This is a genomic window from Microbacterium sp. bgisy189, assembly GCF_965345345.1.
In the GTDB taxonomy this organism is placed as follows: domain Bacteria; phylum Actinomycetota; class Actinomycetes; order Actinomycetales; family Microbacteriaceae; genus Microbacterium.
The window spans coordinates 293,780-314,184 of the sequence record NZ_CBDRMZ010000001.1 but is presented as its reverse complement, the minus strand read 5'-3'; the positions used below and the strand labels follow the sequence as shown (position 1 = coordinate 314,184).

General features: G+C 69.7%; 22 protein-coding genes and 1 tRNA gene. 8 read left to right on the top strand and 15 right to left on the bottom strand.

What is annotated here, in order from left to right; genetic code table 11:
- Positions 1-3: 3 nt before the first annotated feature.
- The 3 genes from ACSF8R_RS01585 to ACSF8R_RS01575 form a co-directional block, all read right to left on the bottom strand.
- Entirely contained in the window at positions 4-942 is a 939-nt protein-coding gene (locus ACSF8R_RS01585) for a DMT family transporter (RefSeq protein ID WP_434810370.1), read from the bottom strand.
- A gap of 64 nt (positions 943-1,006) precedes the next feature.
- Positions 1,007-1,079, bottom strand: a tRNA-Thr gene (locus ACSF8R_RS01580).
- Between the two features lie 32 nt (positions 1,080-1,111).
- Positions 1,112-2,074 carry a DsbA family protein gene (locus ACSF8R_RS01575; protein ID WP_434810090.1) on the bottom strand — a complete coding sequence of 321 codons (963 nt, stop codon included), beginning with the start codon at positions 2,072-2,074 and terminating at the stop codon, positions 1,112-1,114.
- A gap of 224 nt (positions 2,075-2,298) precedes the next feature.
- On the opposite strand from ACSF8R_RS01575, the gene ACSF8R_RS01570 reads away from it, so the two are divergent.
- A complete protein-coding gene (locus tag ACSF8R_RS01570) occupies positions 2,299-3,402 on the top strand; it encodes an ABC transporter ATP-binding protein (RefSeq protein WP_434810089.1) in 1,104 nt (367 codons plus the stop codon).
- Positions 3,403-3,487: 85 nt separating this feature from the next.
- Positions 3,488-4,801 carry a DUF4032 domain-containing protein gene (locus tag ACSF8R_RS01565; protein WP_434810088.1) on the top strand — a complete coding sequence of 438 codons (1,314 nt, stop codon included), beginning with the start codon at positions 3,488-3,490 and terminating at the stop codon, positions 4,799-4,801.
- Here the strand turns inward: ACSF8R_RS01565 and ACSF8R_RS01560 are convergent, their stop codons facing one another.
- From ACSF8R_RS01560 to cysS, 3 genes are all read right to left on the bottom strand, one after another.
- Positions 4,802-5,440, bottom strand: a complete 639-nt coding sequence (locus ACSF8R_RS01560; protein WP_434810087.1) for an NAD(P)-dependent oxidoreductase — start codon at positions 5,438-5,440, stop codon at positions 4,802-4,804. It abuts the gene before it with no gap.
- Between the two features lie 74 nt (positions 5,441-5,514).
- Positions 5,515-6,504: a 23S rRNA (guanosine(2251)-2'-O)-methyltransferase RlmB gene (gene rlmB / locus ACSF8R_RS01555; protein ID WP_434810086.1), complete on the bottom strand. Its 990-nt coding sequence runs from the start codon at positions 6,502-6,504 to the stop codon at positions 5,515-5,517.
- Entirely contained in the window at positions 6,488-7,930 is a 1,443-nt protein-coding gene (cysS, locus tag ACSF8R_RS01550; protein ID WP_434810085.1) for a cysteine--tRNA ligase, read from the bottom strand. Before cysS ends, rlmB begins: the two co-directional genes overlap by 17 nt.
- A 174-nt stretch (positions 7,931-8,104) precedes the next feature.
- Here cysS and ACSF8R_RS01545 point away from each other — a divergent pair, with 174 nt between their 5' ends.
- A complete protein-coding gene (locus ACSF8R_RS01545) occupies positions 8,105-9,022 on the top strand; it encodes a DMT family transporter (protein ID WP_434810084.1) in 918 nt (305 codons plus the stop codon).
- A gap of 34 nt (positions 9,023-9,056) precedes the next feature.
- A complete protein-coding gene (locus ACSF8R_RS01540; protein ID WP_434810083.1) occupies positions 9,057-9,539 on the top strand; it encodes a GNAT family N-acetyltransferase in 483 nt (160 codons plus the stop codon).
- 12 nt (positions 9,540-9,551) lie between these two features.
- Here ACSF8R_RS01540 and ispD read toward each other — a convergent pair whose 3' ends face one another.
- Both ispD and ACSF8R_RS01530 read right to left on the bottom strand, forming a co-directional pair.
- Complete coding sequence (gene ispD, locus ACSF8R_RS01535; RefSeq protein WP_434810082.1) at positions 9,552-10,742, bottom strand: 2-C-methyl-D-erythritol 4-phosphate cytidylyltransferase; 1,191 nt, start codon at positions 10,740-10,742, stop codon at positions 9,552-9,554.
- Between the two features lie 39 nt (positions 10,743-10,781).
- On the bottom strand, positions 10,782-11,264 hold the full coding sequence (locus tag ACSF8R_RS01530; RefSeq protein ID WP_434810081.1) for a CarD family transcriptional regulator: 483 nt from the start codon (positions 11,262-11,264) through the stop codon (positions 10,782-10,784).
- 144 nt (positions 11,265-11,408) lie between these two features.
- Between ACSF8R_RS01530 and ACSF8R_RS01525 the strand changes: the two genes are divergently transcribed.
- On the top strand, positions 11,409-11,879 hold the full coding sequence (locus ACSF8R_RS01525) for a DNA modification methylase (protein WP_434810080.1): 471 nt from the start codon (positions 11,409-11,411) through the stop codon (positions 11,877-11,879).
- 8 nt (positions 11,880-11,887) lie between these two features.
- Here ACSF8R_RS01525 and ACSF8R_RS01520 read toward each other — a convergent pair whose 3' ends face one another.
- Together ACSF8R_RS01520 and ACSF8R_RS01515 are read right to left on the bottom strand one after the other, a co-directional pair.
- Positions 11,888-12,571 (bottom strand): response regulator, encoded by a 684-nt coding sequence (locus ACSF8R_RS01520; RefSeq protein ID WP_434810079.1) that lies wholly within the window; start codon positions 12,569-12,571, stop codon positions 11,888-11,890.
- On the bottom strand, positions 12,568-13,767 hold the full coding sequence (locus ACSF8R_RS01515; protein ID WP_434810078.1) for a sensor histidine kinase: 1,200 nt from the start codon (positions 13,765-13,767) through the stop codon (positions 12,568-12,570). Before ACSF8R_RS01515 ends, ACSF8R_RS01520 begins: the two co-directional genes overlap by 4 nt.
- A gap of 177 nt (positions 13,768-13,944) precedes the next feature.
- Between ACSF8R_RS01515 and phoU the strand changes: the two genes are divergently transcribed.
- A complete protein-coding gene (gene phoU, locus ACSF8R_RS01510; RefSeq protein ID WP_434810077.1) occupies positions 13,945-14,628 on the top strand; it encodes a phosphate signaling complex protein PhoU in 684 nt (227 codons plus the stop codon).
- A gap of 68 nt (positions 14,629-14,696) precedes the next feature.
- On the opposite strand, the gene ACSF8R_RS01505 is transcribed toward phoU, so the two are convergent.
- Positions 14,697-15,446: a phosphoglyceromutase gene (locus ACSF8R_RS01505; protein WP_434810076.1), complete on the bottom strand. Its 750-nt coding sequence runs from the start codon at positions 15,444-15,446 to the stop codon at positions 14,697-14,699.
- A gap of 40 nt (positions 15,447-15,486) precedes the next feature.
- Here ACSF8R_RS01505 and ACSF8R_RS01500 point away from each other — a divergent pair, with 40 nt between their 5' ends.
- Positions 15,487-16,299 carry a class I SAM-dependent methyltransferase gene (locus ACSF8R_RS01500; RefSeq protein WP_434810075.1) on the top strand — a complete coding sequence of 271 codons (813 nt, stop codon included), beginning with the start codon at positions 15,487-15,489 and terminating at the stop codon, positions 16,297-16,299.
- A 22-nt stretch (positions 16,300-16,321) separates the two neighbouring features.
- Here ACSF8R_RS01500 and ACSF8R_RS01495 read toward each other — a convergent pair whose 3' ends face one another.
- From ACSF8R_RS01495 to ACSF8R_RS01480, 4 genes are all read right to left on the bottom strand, one after another.
- On the bottom strand, positions 16,322-17,413 hold the full coding sequence (locus ACSF8R_RS01495; protein ID WP_434810369.1) for an FUSC family protein: 1,092 nt from the start codon (positions 17,411-17,413) through the stop codon (positions 16,322-16,324).
- 2 nt (positions 17,414-17,415) lie between these two features.
- Positions 17,416-18,492 carry a YgfZ/GcvT domain-containing protein gene (locus tag ACSF8R_RS01490; protein WP_434810074.1) on the bottom strand — a complete coding sequence of 359 codons (1,077 nt, stop codon included), beginning with the start codon at positions 18,490-18,492 and terminating at the stop codon, positions 17,416-17,418.
- Positions 18,493-18,497: 5 nt separating this feature from the next.
- On the bottom strand, positions 18,498-19,103 hold the full coding sequence (locus tag ACSF8R_RS01485) for an FABP family protein (RefSeq protein ID WP_434810073.1): 606 nt from the start codon (positions 19,101-19,103) through the stop codon (positions 18,498-18,500).
- Positions 19,104-19,272: 169 nt separating this feature from the next.
- The gene (locus tag ACSF8R_RS01480) at positions 19,273-19,563 is read right to left on the bottom strand and encodes a hypothetical protein (RefSeq protein WP_434810072.1); all 291 of its coding nucleotides are present in this window, start codon (positions 19,561-19,563) and stop codon (positions 19,273-19,275) included.
- Positions 19,564-19,664: 101 nt separating this feature from the next.
- On the opposite strand from ACSF8R_RS01480, the gene ACSF8R_RS01475 reads away from it, so the two are divergent.
- Complete coding sequence (locus ACSF8R_RS01475) at positions 19,665-20,375, top strand: response regulator transcription factor (RefSeq protein WP_434810071.1); 711 nt, start codon at positions 19,665-19,667, stop codon at positions 20,373-20,375.
- Positions 20,376-20,405: the final 30 nt, after the last annotated feature.

Sequence of the window (20,405 nt, the reverse complement as noted above, 5' to 3'; positions counted from 1 at the left end):
TGCTCAGCCGCGTCGGCGCCGACGGCCCCACGGCACAGCCGCGACGGCCACGGAAGCGAGCGCGACGATCACGGTGAGCAGCTCGACGAGCCAGCCGGGACTCGCCGCGGCAGGCCACAGCAGATCGAGCACGAAGGCCGCGACGAGCTGGCCCGTGACGGCGCCGAGCCCCAGGAGCAGCACACCGGTATGCGCGACGATCGCCGCCGACAGCATGATGTAGGCCACCCCGAGCGCGCCGCCGCTGTACAGCCACAGGTCTGTGGGCGCCGAGTCGGGCATCCCGCGCACCACGACGGACACGACCGCAGCCACGACGAGGATCGCGGTGCCGCCGATGAAGTTGACCAGGGTCGCCGTCAACGGCGTTCCCACGCGCTGCCGCAGCCGGCCGTTGGTGGCCTGCTGCCACGCGATGCCGACACCCGCCACGAACGGCAGCACGAGCATCCACCACGGGATCGTGGCCAGCACATCGCCGGTGCCCACCGAGAAGAAGACGGCGGCCAACATGAGCGCGCCACCGACCACGCGAGGCACCGTCACCGCGACCAGGCCGGACGGCCCGTAGCCGACGCGGTCCAGCACGAGCCCGTTCAAGGTCTGCCCCGCAACGGCCCCGACCGTGTACAGCGAGACGCCGATGATCGCGACGGTCAGGCCCTGCGTCGCCACCGACAGCGCCCCTGCTGCGCCGCCCAGCAGCATCCACCACGGCAGGGTGCGGCCCCGAATGCCGTCGGCCAACCGGCGCGCACCACGGCGCCCGGCAGGGAGCGCGATCGACAGCACGATCAGGATGATCAGCCCCGACCCGAACGAGATGGCCGCCGCGACCAGCCCGTCATCCAGGCGCGCCCCGAGCTGGCCGTTCGCGCGGGCCTGCACGGCCGTCAAGACACCCACGAGCACGGCACTCGACAGCGCCAACCACGCCGGCATCCGTGCAGGAGCGTGGGCGTCGGCGGTCACCAGACGAGCCTACGCGCGCCGGAAGAGGAAACTGTGCCGGCTACAGGACTTGAACCTGCAACCCCCGTATTACAAGTACGGTGCGCTACCAATTGCGCCAAGCCGGCGGGGCTGCCGCAAGTCTAGCCCGCGGCTCCGGTCACTCCGACGGCGTCGGGGTGGCGGTCGGCGTCGGGGTCGCCTCTTCGAGCTGCTGCTTGTAGAAGGCGCCGCTCGCGGTGGTGGAGACGAACTGCGAGAACTCCGCCGGGTCATCGAGTGCACCCACGTACGGCTGCCCATTCACGAGCACCATCGGCGTGCCGGTCAGCGCCAGGTCGTCGGTTCCGTCGATACCGGAGACGGCCCGTTCGGTGACCTCCTTGGCCCACGAGATGTAGTCGCCGTTCTCGATGCACTTGCGCACCGTCTTCGGGTCGTCGACACCGGATGCCTGGGCGAGGTCGGCCAGCTGCACGTCGGTCATGCCGTCCGAGTCGACCTCGGGCTGGTTCGACAGCAGCTCGTTGTTGTACGTGTAGAACGTGTCGGGGGCGTGGGTCGCCACGCACGCGGCCGCGCCGGCGGCACGCAGCGAGTACTTCGTGCCGTTCGACTTCGCGGTGAGCATCGACACCGGGTGGTAGGTGAGCGTCGCGGCGCCCTCGTTGACCCAGCTGGTCAGCTGCGGCGCATTGGCCAGCTGCCACTCCCGCGCGCCCGGCGACAGGTAGTCGACATACACATGGATCTCGACCTGCGGCAGCGCTGACGGCGTCGCCGTGGGGGTCGTGTCGGTCGCGTCGCCCTCTTCGACCGACTGGTTCGCTTCGGCATCCTCGACCGTGCCGGGCGCATTGACGGCACCCGTGATCGAGGCGACCGCGAACCCGTCACCCGACATGTTCGACGGGGACAGTTGCGGACGAGACACCGTCGAGGCGACCGCCCAGGTCACCGCGACCGCGACGACGGCGACCGCGGCGACAGCGCTGAGCGTCAGCAGCGAACGACGCACCACACGCGCGCGGGACTGACGGGCGTGCACCTGCTGCGCCTTCTCGCGGACGGCCTCACGGCGGTCTCGCGCCACCGGCGCGTTCGGGGTCTCGTCGCTGGACATGGAACCTCTCGACAGTCAGGGCGTGCAGATGCACGGATGTCGCACGGGCGTTGCGACCAGACGATGCTAACGACCTCCCCTGAGAAATCCCCAGATACTCGCGCGAACTCGGCGCCGCGCCGTGGCATACTGATCGGTACGCCCAATGGTGGGCGCGCGGGCAGCGTCTCGCATCCATTCACTACGGATCGTCCGGCACGTACCTGCCGGTGAAGGAGAAAATCATGGCGTCAGTCACGTTCGACAACGCAACCCGTCTGTACCCCGGTGGCACTCGCCCCGCGGTCGACAAGCTCAACCTCGAGGTCGGTGACGGGGAATTCCTCGTTCTCGTCGGCCCGTCCGGTTGTGGAAAGTCCACCTCGCTGCGCATGCTGGCCGGCCTCGAAGAGGTCAACTCCGGCGCCATCCGCATCGGCGACCGCGACGTCACCGACGTCCCGCCGAAGGACCGCGACATCGCGATGGTGTTCCAGAACTACGCGCTCTACCCCCACATGACCGTCGCCGAGAACATGGGCTTCGCCCTGAAGATCGCCGGCGTCAACAAGGAAGAGCGTGCGCAGCGCGTGCTCGAGGCCGCCAAGCTGCTCGACCTGGAGCAGTACCTGACCCGCAAGCCGAAGGCCCTCTCGGGTGGTCAGCGTCAGCGTGTCGCCATGGGCCGCGCGATCGTGCGTCAGCCCCAGGTGTTCCTCATGGACGAGCCGCTGTCGAACCTCGACGCCAAGCTCCGTGTGCAGACCCGCACCCAGATCGCGTCGCTCCAGCGCCGCCTCGGCGTCACGACCGTCTACGTCACGCACGACCAGACCGAGGCGCTCACGATGGGTGACCGCATCGCCGTGCTCAAGGACGGCCTGCTGCAGCAGGTCGGCACCCCGCGCGACCTGTACGAGAAGCCGCAGAACGTGTTCGTCGCCGGCTTCATCGGCTCGCCTGCCATGAACCTGTTCCCGGCCGCGCTGGTGGAGGGCGGCGTGCAGTTCGGCAACAAGGTCGTTCGCATCGAGGCCGACACGCTGGGCAAGGCGCACGGCTCCGAGGTCACGGTCGGCATCCGCCCCGAAGACCTCGTGGTCAACCCGGCCGACGGCCAGGGCCTCACGGTCGACGTCGACCTCGTCGAAGAGCTCGGCGCGGACGGCTACCTGTACGGCCACACCGAGATCGAGGGCAAGCGCACCGACATCGTGGCGCGCGTCGACGGCCGCAACCACCCGAACGCCGGCGAGAAGGTCGTGCTGGCTCCGGTTCCGGACCACGTGCACGTCTTCGACCAGGAATCGGGCGAGCGTCTCACCGACAAGGCCATTGCTTCGGCCTGACCGAAATTCCACGCACCGCGGCGCGGGCGGGTCGCAAGACCCCCTGCGCCGCGTTGCATTCCGCCCCCTGCTCCCCGGAGGATTCGTGCCCGCTTCTCTGACGATCACCGCCAGCAGCGTGGATGCCGGGCTGCTGGCGCTGCCCTGGTCGACGCCGCTCGGTGAATGGACCAACGACATCGTGGTGAGCCTGCCGAAGGGCATTTCACGACACCTCGTCCGCTTCGCGAACCTGTCGGGCAGCGTCGTCGCGGTCAAGGAGACGACTGCCGAGATGGCCCGACGCGAGTACGAGATGCTCGGCTCGCTCTCACGCCTCGACGTGCCCTGCGTGAGCCGGGTCGCCGCGATCGACGGACGTCGTGACGCCGCCGGAAACCCGCTGCCTGCGGCGCTCGTCACGTCGCACCTGAAATTCTCACTCCCCTACCGTGCGCTGTTCACGCAGGTGCTGCGTCCCGACACCGCCACCCGTCTCGTCGACGCGCTCGCGGCGCTGCTGGTGCGGCTGCACAACGTCGGGTTCTTCTGGGGTGACGTCTCGCTGTCGAACACCCTGTTCCGTCGTGACGCCGGGGCGTTCGCCGCTTACCTCGTCGACGCCGAGACCGGTGAGTTGCATGAAGGCGGCCTGACCCGCGGGCAGCGCGAGCACGACCTCGACATCGCTCGCACGAACATCGCCGGCGAGATCATGGACCTCGAAGCCGGCGGCAGGCTCGAGGGCGGTGTGGATGCCCTCGCCATCGCGGACGGCATCCTCACGGCGTACTGGTCGCTGTGGAGTGCCCTCAAGGACCAGGAGTCCTTCTCCGCCAACGAGTCGTGGCACATCACCGAACGCGTGCACCGCCTCAACGAGCTGGGCTTCGACATCGGCGAAATGGCGATCCAGACGACCGACGACGGCACGACGCTCTCGATCCAACCGAAGGTCGTGGATGCCGGGCATCACCAGCGCCGCCTCATCCGCCTCACCGGGCTCGACGTCGAAGAGAACCAGGCCCGCCGCCTGCTCAACGACATGGACGAGTTCAAGGCGCGCGTCTCACGCCTCGGCTCCGACGAGGAGATGGTCGCCCACGAGTGGTTGACGCGCATCTTCGAACCGGTGGTGAAGGCGATCCCGTGGGATCTGCGCGCCAAGCTCGAGCCCGCCGAGGTCTTCCACCAGGTGCTGGAGCACCGCTGGTACAAGTCGCAGGCACTCGGCCGATCAGTCCCCCTCGCCGAGGCGCTGGGGTCGTACGTCGAAGAGGTGCTGCGCCACCGCCGTGACGAGGCGACCGTCATGGGCCCGCCCACCGAGACGACCGCGGTGCCGGTCATCGAGTCCGACGACGACGTGCCCGAGCCCGGCACCGAGACCCAGGCGCTGGACTGGCGCGACCTCGTCTGATCAGTAGCCGACGGTGAAGCGCGCGCGGTGGTGCGCGGGCTTCTCGATCTCGTCGAGCACGGCGACGGCCAGGTCGGCGCCGGAGATGAAGGATTCGCCGGCCTCGTCGGTGACGATCACGTCGCCGCCGATGCGGTAGGTGCCGGTGCGCTCGCCGGGCGCCCACGCGCCGAAGCCGCCGGCGGGGTGCACGAAGAACCAATCGCGGCCCGTGGTGTCTGCCTGCAGATCATCGAGGATGCCGATGGCCTCTTCGGCCTCGGGCTTGAACTCGTCGGGGAAACCGCTGTCGATGACGCGCGGGCCGCCCTCGGCGACGAGGCTGCCGCCGGCGCCGCCGATGACGCCGACGCGCACCGACTCCGGCAGCACCGACAGCAGCGCGTGCAGGTTCGGACGAACCTGCCCGAGCATGTCGCCGCGCGGCGCGATCGCCGAGATCAGCACGTCCACGCCCTCGAGCTCAGCAGCCAGCGCCGGAACGTCGAGCAGCGTGCCCTCGATGTACGTCACACCTTCCACCCGTTCACCGGGGATGCTCCGCGCCACCGATACGATCGTGTGCCCGCGCTCTGCGGCCTCCGCGATGATGTGACGGCCGGCGTAGCCGGTGCCTCCGAGTACAGCGATGCGGGTCATGGGGTGTCCTTTCGTAGCGGCTCTGCTGGGACGCAACCGGTCACGCTGCGAGATTCTTCCCGAAACGGCTCAGTTCATTCCGCGGCGGCGCGGATCGTCGAGACCTGATAGAGCGCGACGGACGCCGCGATCCCCGCGTTCAGCGACTCGGTAGCCGACGAGATCGGGATCGAGACGATCTGGTCGCATGTCTCGGTGACCAGGCGCGAGAGGCCCTTGCCTTCCGAGCCGACGACGATCACGACGGGGCGGTCGGCGAGCTCGAGCGCCGGCAGCGAGACGTCGCCGCCTCCGTCCAGGCCGAGCACGAAGACGCCCTGCTTCTTGAACTCCTTGAGCGTCGTCGTGAGGTTCGGCGCGATCGCGACCGGGATGCGGGCGGCTGCGCCCGCGCTCGTCTTCCACGCGGCCGAGTTGACGCCCGCCGAACGACGCTGCGGAACGATGAGGCCCTGCCCGCCGAACGCCGCCGTGGAGCGGATGATCGCACCGAGGTTGCGCGGATCGGTCACGCCGTCGAGGGCCACGAGCAGCGGGGTCTCCCCCGTCTCGATGATCTCCTCGAGCAGGTCCTGCGGGTGCGCGTACTCGTACGGCGGCACCTTGAGCGCGACGCCCTGGTGCACGCCGTCGAACCCGGCCATGCGGTCGAGCTCCTGCCGGGTGACCTCCAGCACCGGGATCTCGCGGTGCGTCGCGATCGACAGCATCTCTTTGACGCGGTCATCCATCTCGACGCGCTGGGCGATGTAGAACGCGGTCGCGGGGATCTTCGCCCGTAGCGCCTCCAGCACGCTGTTGCGCCCGGTGACGTTCTCGGTGTCGTCGCCGGCCTTCGCCTTGGGCGCCCGGTTCACGTTCCCCTGCTTCGGGCGCGGCTTGCCACCGGATGCCACATAGCGCTCCTGGGCGGCCTTGCGCTTGCCGGCCGGATGCCAGGCGCGGTCCTCCGCCTTCGGCGTCGGGCCTTTGCCCTCCAGCGACCGGCGTCCCTTGCCGCCAGAGCCCTTCGTCGGGCCCTTCTTCTTGCCCTTGCCCGCGGACGGGTTACCGAACTTCGCCATGGTTCACACTCCAATGGGTCCCGTCGGGACCGTCTTCAAGGGCGATGCCGGCCGCCGCGATCGCGTCGCGGATGCGGTCGGCCGTCGCCCAATCCTTGCTGGCGCGCGCCTCGGCGCGCTGATCGATCATGGTGCGCACGAGGACGTCGAGGGCGCCCATCCCCCGCTGCACGCCAGCCTTCCAGCGGGTGGTCGAGGTCATCGGGTCGATGCCGAGCACCGCCGTCATCGACGCGACGGCCGTGAGGGCCGCGCGTGCCGCATCGAGGTCGCCGGCATCGAGCGCGATGTTCCCGGCGCGGACCGTCTCGTGCAGGGCGGCGAGCGCCTGCGGTACGCCGAGGTCGTCATCCATTGCCGCGCCGAACGCCGGCGGGTACTCGCTGCCGAAGAATCCGAACGCGCCCTCGTCGGTCGGGAACACAGCGCGCACCGCTCGCTGCTGGAAGGCCGAGATGCGCTCCAGCGACGCCTCCGCCTCAGCGAACGTGCTGTCGCCAATGTCGAGGCTGGACCGGTAGTGCGCCGCGAGCAGCGCATAGCGGACCACGAGCGGGTCCCGGCCCTCGAGCACATCTGCCGCAAGCACGTAGTTGCCGAGCGACTTCGACATCTTCTGGTCGCCGACGGTCACGAGGCCGTTGTGCACCCAGTAGCGCGCGAAGCCGTCACCGGCGGCGGTCGACTGGGCCAGTTCGTTCTCGTGGTGCGGAAAGCGCAGGTCGAGTCCGCCGCCATGGATGTCGAACTCAGCGCCGAGGTAGCGGCGACTCATCGCCGAGCACTCGATGTGCCACCCCGGCCGCCCTTGACCCCACGGCGACGCCCACGTGGCGTCGGCCGGTTCGGACGCCTTCGCGGCCTTCCACAGGGCGAAATCGCGCGGGTCGCGCTTGCCGGCATCCGTGTCGGGCGATGCGTCGAGCGTGCCGGCCCGCTGATTGGTCAGCGCGCCGTACTCAGGCCACGACGGCACGTCGAAGTAGACGCTGCCCGCGGCGGCATACGCGTGCCCCTTCGCGATGAGCGTCTCGATGAGTTCGATCATCTGCGGGATCGAACCCGTCGCGCGCGGTTCGTACGTCGGCGCAAGGATGCCGATGGCGGCATACGCCTGCGTGAACTCCTGCTCGATGCGGTACGCCAGGCCCCACCACGGCTCGTCGAGCCACGGTTCGTCGGGGTGGACGGCGTTCGCGAGCACCTTGTCGTCGATGTCGGTGACATTGCGGACGAACGTGACGGTGCCGAAGCGGTGCTCGAGCCAGCGCCGCATCACGTCGAACGCGAGCGCCGCCCGGAGGTGACCGATGTGCGGACCCGACTGCACCGTCGCCCCACAGACGTACATCGTGACGTTCGACGGGTCGAGCGGCGCGAAATCGCGCAGCGCCTGCGCCTTGGTGTCATAGAGCCGGACCGTCACCAGAACAGCCTACCGGCGGCCCGCGCGCTTCAGCGGGTGGTGACGGTCAGCATTCATGACGTCGGGCCGCTCAGCAGGTCTCGACAGCGGCCAGGCCCGAGCGGGTGACGGGTGCGGGAATCGGCATCCCTCAACCGTACGGGCAGCACGCGGAGGGCGTGTAGAACTGGAAGCGTGATCCCCGTCCTCGCCGTGCTGGCAGCCGCCGTGCTCTTCGGCACGACGGGGACGGCGCAGGCCCTCGGCCCGGGCGACACGACGCCCCTGTCGGTCGGCGTCGCCCGGCTCGTGATCGGCGGCACGGCGCTCGCGGCGATCGGACTCGGAATCGGCCGTCGGCAGCGTGCCCGACAGTCCGCACCGCCCCGGCTGACACGCCGTGCGTTCGCGCTCATGGCCGTCACCGGCGTCTGCCTCGCCGCCTACCAGCCGCTGTTCTTCCTCGGCACCGAACGCAGCGGGGTCGCCGTGGGCACCGTCATCGCGCTCGGGTCGGCGCCGGTGCTGGCGGGACTGCTCGAATGGGCGATGACCCGGCGCCTGCCGAGCCGGGTGTGGATGACCGCGACGGCACTGGCGACGGTCGGGGTCGCGGTGCTCGCCATCAGTGGTGGCGGCGCAGGGGGCGCCGATCCGCTCGGCATCGTCGGGTCGCTGGGCGCCGGGGCGGCGTTCGCCGTGTTCGCGAATGCGCAGCGGCGGCTCATGGATGACGGCTGGGACCCGTTCACCGTCGCGGGCGCGATGGGAGCCGGTTCGGCCATCTGCGGCGCACTCGCGCTGCTGTTCGTGGATCTCGGCTGGCTCGCCTCGCCGGGCGGGCTGACGGTGGCGCTCTGGCTGGGCCTTGCGACCATCGCCGTCGCCTACACCCTGTTCACCTGGGGACTGCAGCGGCTCACGGCCGCGACCGCCGCCACACTGACGCTCGCCGAGCCGCTCACGGCAGGGATGCTGGGGGTGCTCCTGCTCGGCGAGACCCTCACGGGCGGCGCCGTCATCGGCATCCTCGTCCTTGCCGCCGGTCTCGTGCTGCTCGCCGTCTTCTCGCGGCAACCGCGAGACCCCGCGCCGTACGCCGCCGAAGCGTGATGTGCGCGAAACCTGCGCGCGCTACGGTGTGCGCATGACCGGAACCTCCGATGCGCCCGTGCTCGACGTGCGTGCCGACGACCTGTCGGGTGCGGCGACGCGGGCGCTCATCGCCGCCCACCACGCCGACATGCGGGCGACGTCACCGATCGAGAGCTGCCACGTGCTCGACGTCGATGCGCTGCGCGAACCCGGCGTGCGGTTCTGGTCGGCCTGGAGCGATGACCGGCTCGCTGGCATCGGGGCGTTGAAGGATCTCGGCGACGGCAGCGGCGAGATCAAGTCGATGCGGGTGGATGACGCCTTCCGCGGAACCGGTGTCGGCCGCGCCGTGCTCACCCGCATCTTGGACGACGCGCGCGAGCGCGGCATGACGCGGCTCTGGCTCGAGACGGGCAGTCAGGCGTCGTTCGCGCCTGCTCGCGGGCTGTACGCCTCGGCCGGCTTCGAGCTGTGCGAGCCGTTCGGCGACTACCGCCCGGACCGCCACTCGGTCTTCATGACGATGGCGCTCTGACGACGGTCGCGCTCACGCGGGGAGCACGACTGCCACGGCGAACGCCGCTACGCCCTCGCCAGCGCCGGTGAACCCCAGCCCGTCGGTCGTCGTGGCCGACACCGCGACCGGTGCACCGAGCGCCGTCGAGAGCACCTGCTCCGCGTCGACGCGGCGTGCCGCGAACCGCGGACGATTGGCCTGCACTTGCACCGACACGTTGCCGATCCGGTAGCCCGCGGCTTCGACGAGTTCGCGCGTCCGCCCGAGGAACGCGTCGGCGTGCGCACCCGCGTACTCGGGGTGGTCGGTGCCGAAGTGCGTGCCGATGTCACCGAGACCGGCGGCCGCGAGCACCGCGTCGACGATCGCGTGTGCGACGGCGTCGCCGTCGGAATGCCCGTGCAGCGCCACCTCGCCGGGCCACTCCAGCCCGGCGAGCCAGAGCGCGCCCTCACCGCCGAAGGCGTGCACGTCGGTGCCCACCCCGACCCGGGGCGCGGCGACACGAGGGAACGGATGCACCGGCGTGACGGGCGTTGCGAGCAGCGCGGCGCGCTGGAGGTCGGCCGGCGTCGTGATCTTGAACGCGCGCTCGTCGCCCGGGACGGTGAACACCGGAAAGCCCGCGTGCTGCACGAGCGCCGCGTCGTCGGTGAAGTCCGCTCCCGCAGCGCCGTAGGCGGTGTCGAGGATGTCCCGGCGAAACCCCTGCGGGGTCTGCGCAGCGGCGAGGTCGGCGCGGTCGACGGCGGCGACGACGGTGGATGCCGCGACCTTCTTCAGCGTGTCCACGACCGGCAGCACGGGGAGTACAGCATCCTGCCCCGAGCGCACCGCCTCGATCACCCGCGCGAACACGTCGGGTGGCGTCAAGGCGCGCGCCGCATCGTGCACGAGCACGATCTCGACGTCGGGCCACACGGCATGCAGGCCCGCCGCGACCGACGCCTGTCGCGTCGCGCCACCGGCGACCACCGAAACGAGGTCGCGTCTCGAACCAGCAGCCTCGTCGGCGTCGGTGCGGGCGTCACCGAGTCGATCCTCGGGCGCGACGATCACGACTTGCGCCTCCGGGCCCGCGAACACGCCCGCGAGCGCGTGGCGGAGGATCGTGTGCGCACCGAGACCGACGAACGCTTTCGGCATGTCGGCGCCCAGACGCGTTCCGGATCCCGCCGCGACGACGATGACGGCCACGCGCGGTGCGGCGATGATGCTCATGCGTTCGAGGCTACCGATCGCACGGCCCTCCGGGTCGGGTCAGGAAGCGAGGACGTCGTCCAGAACGGAGGACGCGTGCTCCTCGTCGGACTTCAGCGCGAGCGCGATCTCGGAGACGAGGATCTGGCGTGCCTTTGCAAGCATGCGCTTCTCCCCGGCCGACAGGCCGCGGTCCTGGTCACGGCGCCACAGGTCGCGCACGACCTCGCTCACCTTGATGACATCGCCCGAAGCGAGCTTCTCGAGGTTCGCCTTGTAGCGGCGCGACCAGTTGGTCGGCTCCTCGGTGAAGGGAGCACGCAACACATCGAAGACCTTCTCAAGGCCGTCCTTGCCGATGACATCGCGAACGCCGACCAGATCGACATTCTCTGCCGGAACCTCGATGACCAAGTCGCCCTGGGTGACGTTGAGCTTCAGATACTTCTTCGTCTCACCCTTGATGATGCGGTCCTTGACCTCGATGATCGTCGCGGCCCCGTGGTGCGGATAGACGACCGTCTCGCCAACCTCAAAAAGCATGCAGTTATGTCCTTTCGGCAACCTCCAGAATACCACAGGCGACATACGCTAAGGTTCTCCGGCGCAGGGGCCCACCGCATCCCGCACGCACGCGCGCGCCCGTTAGGATGGACACGTCGTCGTCTGCACTTATCTGGAGGATCCGTGAACAAGCGCGCCATCGCCTCGCTCGCCCTGGGACTGGCCGTCGTGCTCGGCGCATCTGGATGCGCCATGATCTCGCCGCAGGCGACCACGATCCCCTACTCTCCCGCCGAAGGCGTCAACGTCGCCGACTCGTCGGGCCCGCTCAAGGTGCGCAACGCACTGATCGTCTCCGACCCCACCGGGGATGTCGGCAACTTCATCGCCGCCGTCGTCAATGACACCGACACGTCCGAGACGCTCATCGTCGGTGTCGCCGGTCAGACGCAGACGGTCAACGTTCCCGCTCGCAGCACCGTGAGCCTCGGCGTCGACGGCGCCGCGCCGCTGCTGTTCGAAGGACTCGGCGCCGAGGTCGGCGGCGGCGTCGACGTGTCATTCCAGTCAGGCGACGGCACCGCCGTCGAGACCGCAGTGCCGGTGCTCGACGGCAAGCTGCCGTACCTCAGCGAGTTCGTCCCCGCTGCCTGAGCGGGCGCTCAACCCTCGAAGCGGTAGCCGAGCCCGCGTACGGTCAGCAGCATGACCGGCTCGCTCGGGCTCTTCTCGATGCGCGATCGTATGCGCTTGATGTGCACGTCGAGCGTCTTTGTGTCACCGAAGTAGTCACTCCCCCACACGCGATCGATCAGCTGGCCGCGGGTCAGCACGCGACCCGCGTTGCGCATCAGCACCTCGAGCAGTTCGAACTCCTTCAACGGCATCGAGATCTCTGCGCCGTCGACGGCGACCGTATGGCGGTCGATGTCGATCGTGACACGGCCGCCCTCCAGCACGCGCTCCTCGACGTCGAGCTCGGGGGCGTCGGATCGGCGCAGTACCGACCGCATCCGCGCGAGCAACTCACGCGACGAGTACGGCTTGGTCACGTAGTCGTCGGCACCGAGTTCGAGTCCCACGACGATGTCGACCTCGGAGTCCTTCGCCGTGAGCATGATGATCGGCACCTTCGAGGTCGTGCGGATGATGCGGCACACCTCGGTGCCTGCCATACCGGGGAGCATGAGGTCGAGCAGCACGATGTCCGGTCCGTGCGCGGCGAACGCCTCGAGTGCGGTGGGCCCGTCCTCGGCGATCTCGACCTCGAACCCTTCGCGACGCAGCAGGTACGCAAGCGGGTCGGCCAGATCAGGCTCGTCCTCGACGATCAGCACGCGGGTCATTGCTTCTCTCCCTTCGCCCGAGTCTTCGACCGGGCGGATTTCTTCTTCTTCTTCGTGGACCCCGCCGAGGGCGGCGCCGGCACGGCAGGCAACCGGACCGTGAACGTGGAACCACGACCGGGGCGGGACCACAGCACAACCTCACCGCCGTGACGCTGGACGGCGTGCTTGACGATCGACAACCCGAGCCCGGTCCCGCCGGTTCGACGGCTGCGGGCCTGATCGGCCCGGTAGAACCGCTCGAACACGCGTTGCTGGTCGCCCTCCGGGATGCCGATGCCGCGATCAGTCACGGCGATCTCCACGGTGCCGTCACCGTCTTTGACGCCGATGCCGACCTGACCACCCTCGGGCGAGTACGCGATCGCATTCGCGATGAGGTTCGCGATCGCATCGGTGAGAATCTGCGCGTCGCCGCGCACGAACAGCCCCTTGGTGCCACCGCGGACGACCGTGATGCCGGCCGCCTCGGCGGAGACGGCCTGCGATTCGATCGCGGAGCCGACGAGCTCGTCGACCGAGATGTCGCGCAGCTCCGACAGCTCGGGCGCCGACTGCAGGCGCGAAAGGTTCATGATGCGGCTCGTGAGCTGACCGAGTCGCCCTGCCTCCGCCGACAGGCGACCGGCGAAATGGCGCACCTGCGCCTCGTCATCAGCCGCCATCTCGATCGCCTCGGCGAGCAGCGTGATGGCGCCGACGGGGGTCTTCAGCTCGTGGCTCGTGTTCGCCACGAAGTCACGCCGCATCTCCTCCACCCGCTCGCGCTCGGTGATGTCACGCAGCAGCAGCAGGATCAGTCGCGGTGTGATGACGTTGGCGCGAGCGGTGACGAGGCGATCATCTGCGGGGAGCGTGCCGCGCGTGAGGCGGAGGGTCTCCGATTCGGCTCGCCCGCTCCCTCGCGCCGCCCGCACCAGCGCCCGTAGTTCGTCGCCGACGAGGGTCTCACCCTCCGTCATGCCGAATGCCGCCGCCGGCCCCGAAGCCGCGACCACCTTGAAGGATCCGTCCACGACGACTGCGGCGTCGTCCATGCCCAGGAGAACGGCGGCAGCACCGTCGGGCACGTCCAGCGACGACTCCTCATGCACGCGGTCGCGCGCACGCAGGGCGATCATCACGAGTCCGACGACGGCCGCTCCGATCACCACGCCAAGCGTGAGCGCCAGCAGCGCCAGCAGCGTCGGTTCCATGGCTCTCAGCGTACGGTGGGTGACGACCTTCGAAACGACCGGTTCGGCCCCGTACGGCCGATCACCGCCCGATGTTCACCGATGCGGCACCGTTCGTTAACCTTCGAGGGGGATGATCTCGGAGGCCGCGCGCGGACAGTGCCGCGCGCCCCGGGACGAGACAAGTTAGGACCATCCATGCGCGAAGTGTTCCACCAGTCGCTCGAGGACGTGCGTTCACGTCTGGTCGAGATCGCCGACCTCGTGACGGTCGCCATCGACAAGGCCACACGCTCGTTCGCGACCAGTGACGTCGGCCTGGCCGAAGAGGTCATCGAAGCCGACCAGATCATCGACGTCAAGGCTGTCGAACTCGACGAACTCGCCATCGAGATCCTCGCCCGCCAGCAGCCGGTCGCCCGCGACCTGCGCATCGTCGTCGCCGCCCTCCGCGTGAGCACGTCGCTCGAGCGCATGGGCGACATCGCCGAGCACATCGCGCAGCTCACGCGGATGCGCTTCCCCGAGCGGGCCATCCCCAAGGGACTCAAGAACACCTTCACAACGATGGGCGAGCTCGACGTCGAGGTGGCTCGCACGCTCAGCGAACTGCTGCGCACTGAGAACCTCGCGCTCGTCGAGACGCTGCGCAACCTCGACGACGAACTCGACGACAAGCACATCTCGGTCTTCGAGAAGGTCCTCAGCGACAACTGGAAGGGCGAGGCCGCCGCAACCGTCGACGCGACGCTCGCCAGCCGCTACCTCGAGCGCTTCGCCGACCACGCCGTGTCGGTGGCCAAGAAGGTCGCCTACCTCGCGACCGGCGACTGGACGCCCGACACCGACGCGATCACCGTCGTCGACGCCGACGCGCGCTGACACCGGCCGCAACGAGCAGCGAGCCCGGATGCCGATCGGCATCCGGGCCCGCTGCTTTGTCGTGCGTGTCAGTGCTTGCCCTGGTTGGCGACGGCGGCGGCACCCGCCGCGGCCGCTGCCGGATCGAGGTACTCGCCGGCGCCGATCGGCGCGAAGTCCGCATCCAGCTTGTATACGAGCGGGATGCCGGTGGGGATGTTCAGCTCTGCGATGTCGGCGTCGCTGATGCCTTCGAGGTGCTTGACGAGGCCGCGCAGCGAGTTGCCGTGGGCCGTGACGAGCACCGTCTTGCCGGCGGCGAGGTCGGGCTTGATGTCGGACTCCCAGTAGGGCAGCATCCGGTCGATCACGATCTTGAGCGACTCGGTCGCGGGCACCTCGCCGTCGATCCCGGCGTAGCGGGGGTCGCCGACCTGGCTGAACTCGGCGTCGGCCGGCAGCGGCGGGGGCGGCACGTCGAACGAGCGACGCCACAGCATGAACTGCTCCTCGCCGAATTCCTCGAGCGTCTGCGCCTTGTCCTTGCCCTGCAGCGCACCGTAGTGGCGCTCGTTGAGGCGCCATGAGCGCTTGACGGGGATCCAGAGGCGGTCGGCGGCGTCGAGCGCGATGTTCGCAGTCTGGATCGCGCGGCTGAGCACCGACGTGTGCAGCACGTCGGGCAGGATGCCCGATTCCTTGAGCAGCTCACCTCCGCGCTGTGCCTCGGACCGGCCCTGCTCGGTCAGGCGCACGTCCACCCATCCGGTGAACTGGTTGGTCTTGTTCCACTCGCTCTGCCCGTGGCGGAGGAGAATCAGCGTGTAGGGGGCACTCATGCCGCCATCCTATCGACGTCACCCCTGGCATCATGGGCTCATGACGCCAGGACCGGTCGGGCAGATCACGCGCGGCACGACCGGCACCAACCGGCTGCGGCGCATCGATCGGTGGATCGCACGGCATCCTGTGCTGCGTCGCACCGATGACCCGCTCGTCGTCGACCTCGGATACGGCGCGAGCGGGGTGACCGCCCTCGAACTCGAGGCCCGGCTGCGGCGGAGCAGGCCCGATGTCGAGGTGCTCGGGTTGGAGATCGACCCCGAGCGGGTCGAGCGCGCCAGGCAGCAGCTCCGGCTGGTGCGCGAGGGCCTCACCGACTTCGCCACAGACGCCCGGGTGCGGTTCGCCCGGGGCGGCTTCGAGGTGCCGAGCGACCGTGCGCCGGCGGTCATCCGCGCCTTCAACGTGCTGCGGCAGTACGACGAGGCGGACGTCGCAGGGGCGTGGCGCCGCATGACGTCGAGACTGCAGCCCGGCGGCATGCTCGTCGAGGGCACGTGCGATGAGCTCGGTCGCATCTGCACCTGGATCGAGGTGGGCGCCGATGCGGCACCGCGCACGCTCACCGTCTCACTGCGGTTGACCGGCCTGGACGCCCCCGCGATCGCGGCCGAGCGACTGCCGAAGGCGCTCATCCATCACAACGTCCACGGCGAACGCGTCCACGCCTTCTTGAGCGCGCTCGATGCTGAATGGACCCGCGCGGTCGCTGCCTCCGCCTTCGGACCGGTCCAGCGGTGGCGCACCGCCCTCGATGCCCTTGCATCGGCGGGGTGGCCGGTGTCGGGGCGGTCCCGCTGGCGGCTGGGTGAAGTCACCGTGCCATGGGATGCCGTCCGCCCGGACTGATCGGCACCGCACAGCGGCGAGGTCACAACGACGGCAGGATGCCGCGGGCGTCGGCGGGCTCCATGCCCGTCGCGACCAGCAGGTCGACCGCGAGCGGACGGAGGGCGGCGACGAGGTTCTGGTCGCCCGAGCCCGCGCCGATCTCGGGGTCGAGTCGTGCCGCGACGGCCCGGATCGCCTCTCGAGCCGCAGGCTGCAGCGAGATGTCGGCGAGCGATCCGCCGAGCAGCGCCGTCCCGACGCGCAACTGGATGAGGAGGTCCGCAGCCACCGGTCGGTGTTCGCCGTCGCCGATGAGGTAGACGCAGCGACGGGCGATGACGCGGAGATTGCGGGTCGCGAAGTCGGCGTGCGTGAGCATGCGCTGCTGCCGGGCCAGCTCTGAGCGCTGCCGCCGGAGGAACGGTGAGATGCGGGCGATCGCCGCACCGGCTTCGACCGATCCGCGCCACTGGTCCAGCGGCGCCTGCAGCGCGCGGGCCTTCTCGAGCGCCCGTTCGGCGCGCACACGGTCACCGCGCAGCAGCGCCTGCGCGACGGTGCCCATCGCGTTGTCGAGGCCCGTGAACAGCGCTTCACCGTCGGCGACGGCCCGTCGCAGCGGACTGCGCGGGATGAGGGCCGTGACGACGAGCGCGACGACGCCGCCGATCGCGCCGTCGACCAGACGCAGCCCCGGCGCGCTGGCGGGCAGGACCATCACGATGAGCGACTGGATGGCCGCCGCGATCGCGAATCCCGACTGCGACGACAGCACGCGAGCGACGAGCAGCGTCGCCGCCAGCGCGACGCCGAGTTGCCACCATCCCGCGCCGAGCAGCACCAGCAGCAGCTCTGCGACGAGGATGCCGACGACCATGCCGACGACCGTCTCGAGCACCCGCAGCGGACGGGCATCACGCGCGAGCCCGAGACTGGAGATCGTCACGGTCGCTGCCAGCAGCGGCGCCTCGTGACCGAGGCCGATGTGGGCGATGAGGTAGGCGAGCGTCGCGGCGACGACCAATTGCGCGATCGCAGGCAGCGAGTCGCGCACGCGGTGCAGGCGCGCGGCGAGGTCGAACCGGGAACGCCATCCCGTCGGAACCGGCGCCGTGGGCGGCACCTCGCTCATGCTCACCGGCGGCGTGAGAGTCGCGGCATCCGTGGGATCGATGCCGTCCGGCCGGCGTCAGGCGGCACGATCTGCTCTTGGGCGGCGGCGACCTCACCCTCGCCGTCCAGGGCAACCGTCAGCGCGGCGTCGACCGGCACGGTGCGCTTGAGCAGTGCAAGCGCGATCGGCCCCTCTTCGAAATGGCGCGCCACCGAGGTGATGGCGCCGACGGCTTCGCCGTCGCGGCGGACTTCTGCACCCGGCGACGGAAGCTCAGCATCACTGCCGTCGAGGTGCAGCGCGGCAAGGCGACGGGGCGGGTGGCCGAGGTTGTGCACCTTGGCGACCGTCTCCTGCCCCCGGTAGCACCCCTTCTCGAGGTGGATGGCCGTTCGCAGCCAGTCAACCTCGTGCGGCAGCGTCCGTTCGTCTGCTTCAGCGGCGACGCGCGGACGCCATGCCGCGATCCGCAGCGCGTCGGCCGCGAGGCGCCCGGCGATCGACTCAGGCGCTCGTGACGCGGCGAGCACCTCATACGCGGATGCCGTGATCACCGCCTCCGACCAGTCGCGCTCGGCACCCGGGTGCGGGTCGGTGGCGGCGTAACCCCACCCTCCGGTGCGCACCGCGGGCCATGGATCCTGCCACACGGCGACCGCGTCGAGTGATGCGGTCGCGTCGGCCGTTCCGCCGATCACGCGATGAGCCGCCGACACGTCCTGCGGGTCGACGCGAAGTCGGAACCGCATGCGGGTGAGGAAGGTCAGCAGGCCCTCGGCGTCCGTCTCATCGACGATGAGCCACGTGCGGGTGCCGTCGTCGACGACGGCCGCGGCGTGCTCGACGTGACCGTGCGGATCGAGGACGAGCAATTCCGAACTCTCACCCGGCTGCAGCCGCGCGACGGCCTGCGACGTGATCGAGTCGAGCCACGTCAACCGGTCTTCACCGGCCACCGTCAGCACGCGTCGGTCGGACAGCGGCGCGACGGCGGTGCCTGCGGCAAGGGCGCGCTGCTCACGCATCGGCGAACCGAGGTGGACGAGCCCCACCTCATCGAAGACAGCGCCGGGGAGCGCGACGAACGCGTCTGCCACGATGCTCACTCCGCCCGGGCCAAGCGCGCAGACGCGTGCGACGCGAGCTCGCCGCCGAGCGCCGCGATGTCCCACGCCCACAACAGGTGCGCGTCGACCAGCCCGAACAACCGCGTCGCCGCTGCGTAGTGCTTGGCACCGGCGGTGCGGACGACCGCATCGGTGGCGAGGTCGATGCGCGGGCCCTTTACCTGACCGAGGTACAACTCGCTCACGCCGTCGGAGTGCACGAGCGAGACCTCGATATCGAACCCGCCGTCGGCGTTGCGCAGTGTCTCGACATCGTCGGCCGTGCGCGGCGCCGAGGCCTCGACCATCGCCGGCAACAGGCCGGGACCCGGGTCGTGGTCGGCGGACGGCCGCGCCAGCCGCCAGAAGCCAGTCTCGGCCACGAGAGGCGTTCGGGCCTCGCCGTCGCCGAGCAGCCAGGCGCCGGCGGAATAGTTCAGGAAGTCACCGCCGTCGTGACTGAAGCTCACACGATGCGCGAACTCGCCCGTGAAATGGTGACCACTGGCCTCGTAGTCGATGACCCCGGTGCCCTCCCAGACGCCCAGCAGCCATGACAGCGGAACGAGGTCCGCCGGCAGATCGGTCGGAATCTCGATCACGGTGCTCAGCGCTGGCCGCGGTAGAGGTTCTTGATCACCACGCCGGAGACGAAGAGGATCGCCAGCGACGCGAGGCCGAGGAGCCCAACGAAGAAGAGTTCGAGCGCGAACAGGTCCATGCCCCCCACTCTACGCCGCCCGCGGCACCCCGCGGCCCAGACCTCGCCGATCAGGCCGGGAACAGCGTGGCCAGCCCGAAGCCGATGCCGATGAACCCCATCACGGCGATCGCGCCGAGCACGCTCGCTGCGACGCGCTGGATGAATCCCTGCGACGTGCCGTAGGACAGCTGGATGCCGAAGGCGAGGAAGAAGCACGCACCCAACCCGAGCGGCATCCAGGCGGCGCGCCAGTCGGCGGGCGCGACCATGCCGATCACCAGCGCGAGCACAGCGGCTGCGACCCAGACGACGACGACACCGATGAAGGTGTTGCGCGGAGCGAGTTCGGGCAGGGCCATGCCTCCATTGTGACGTAAGCGAGCGCCCGCCGCGCGAAGCAGGCCGTCGGCGACGGCCTAGGATAGGGGCACGTTCGGCCATCCCGTGGAGGGATCCCCCTTTGGCGCAGCTCCTCGTTCTCAGTTCCGCTCCCAGCGGCGACTCCGTTCTGCCTGCGCTGGAGCTGCTGAGCCACCGTGTGCGCCAGATTCCCGCAGAGCCCGCGCAACTGGTCAACGCCCCCAACGCCGACGTCATCTTCCTCGACGCCCGCACCGACCTGGTCGGCGCGAAGTCGCTGTGCAAGATCCTCAACACGACCGGACTCGATGCCCCGCTCGTCCTCGTCGTCACCGAGGGCGGGCTCACGGCGGTCTCGACCGACTGGGGCATCGACGATGTCATCCTCGTCGGCGCCGGGCCCGCAGAGGTCGACGCCCGCATCCGTCTCGCGATCGGCCGTCAGAACGCGGAGCAGGTCTCGACCCGCATTCAGACCTCGGGCATCACGATCGACGAATCGTCGTACTCAGCGAAAGTGCACGGCAAGCCCCTCGACCTCACCTACAAGGAGTTCCAGCTGCTGCATTTCTTCGCGACCCACCCCTCCCGGGTGTTCACGCGCGAACAGCTGCTGAGCGAAGTATGGGGCTACGACTACTTCGGCGGCACCCGCACCGTCGACGTGCACGTGCGACGCCTGCGGGCGAAACTCGGCGACCTCGAACAGCTCATCGGCACGGTGCGCAACGTCGGCTATCGCTTCAACGTGTACGAGGACGACCAGGTACCCGAGCCGCAGGGCGCGCCGGCACCGTCGTCGCAGTCCTGACCGCGTTCACACACTCGTCACCTCACCCTG

Excerpts from the sequence above, each read along its gene's own strand:
- ACSF8R_RS01585 (WP_434810370.1), bottom strand. The coding sequence starts at position 942 with ATGCCGGCGTGGTTGGCGCTGTCGAGTGCCGTGCTCGTGGGTGTCTTG.
- ACSF8R_RS01575 (WP_434810090.1), bottom strand. The coding sequence starts at position 2,074 with ATGTCCAGCGACGAGACCCCGAACGCGCCGGTGGCGCGAGACCGCCGT.
- ACSF8R_RS01570 (WP_434810089.1), top strand. The coding sequence starts at position 2,299 with ATGGCGTCAGTCACGTTCGACAACGCAACCCGTCTGTACCCCGGTGGC.
- ACSF8R_RS01560 (WP_434810087.1), bottom strand. The coding sequence starts at position 5,440 with ATGACCCGCATCGCTGTACTCGGAGGCACCGGCTACGCCGGCCGTCAC.
- rlmB (WP_434810086.1), bottom strand. The coding sequence starts at position 6,504 with ATGGCGAAGTTCGGTAACCCGTCCGCGGGCAAGGGCAAGAAGAAGGGC.
- ACSF8R_RS01540 (WP_434810083.1), top strand. The coding sequence starts at position 9,057 with ATGACCGGAACCTCCGATGCGCCCGTGCTCGACGTGCGTGCCGACGAC.
- ispD (WP_434810082.1), bottom strand. The coding sequence starts at position 10,742 with ATGAGCATCATCGCCGCACCGCGCGTGGCCGTCATCGTCGTCGCGGCG.
- ACSF8R_RS01530 (WP_434810081.1), bottom strand. The coding sequence starts at position 11,264 with ATGCTTTTTGAGGTTGGCGAGACGGTCGTCTATCCGCACCACGGGGCC.
- ACSF8R_RS01520 (WP_434810079.1), bottom strand. The coding sequence starts at position 12,571 with ATGACCCGCGTGCTGATCGTCGAGGACGAGCCTGATCTGGCCGACCCG.
- ACSF8R_RS01515 (WP_434810078.1), bottom strand. The coding sequence starts at position 13,767 with ATGGAACCGACGCTGCTGGCGCTGCTGGCGCTCACGCTTGGCGTGGTG.
- phoU (WP_434810077.1), top strand. The coding sequence starts at position 13,945 with ATGCGCGAAGTGTTCCACCAGTCGCTCGAGGACGTGCGTTCACGTCTG.
- ACSF8R_RS01505 (WP_434810076.1), bottom strand. The coding sequence starts at position 15,446 with ATGAGTGCCCCCTACACGCTGATTCTCCTCCGCCACGGGCAGAGCGAG.
- ACSF8R_RS01500 (WP_434810075.1), top strand. The coding sequence starts at position 15,487 with ATGACGCCAGGACCGGTCGGGCAGATCACGCGCGGCACGACCGGCACC.
- ACSF8R_RS01495 (WP_434810369.1), bottom strand. The coding sequence starts at position 17,413 with ATGAGCGAGGTGCCGCCCACGGCGCCGGTTCCGACGGGATGGCGTTCC.
- ACSF8R_RS01480 (WP_434810072.1), bottom strand. The coding sequence starts at position 19,563 with ATGGCCCTGCCCGAACTCGCTCCGCGCAACACCTTCATCGGTGTCGTC.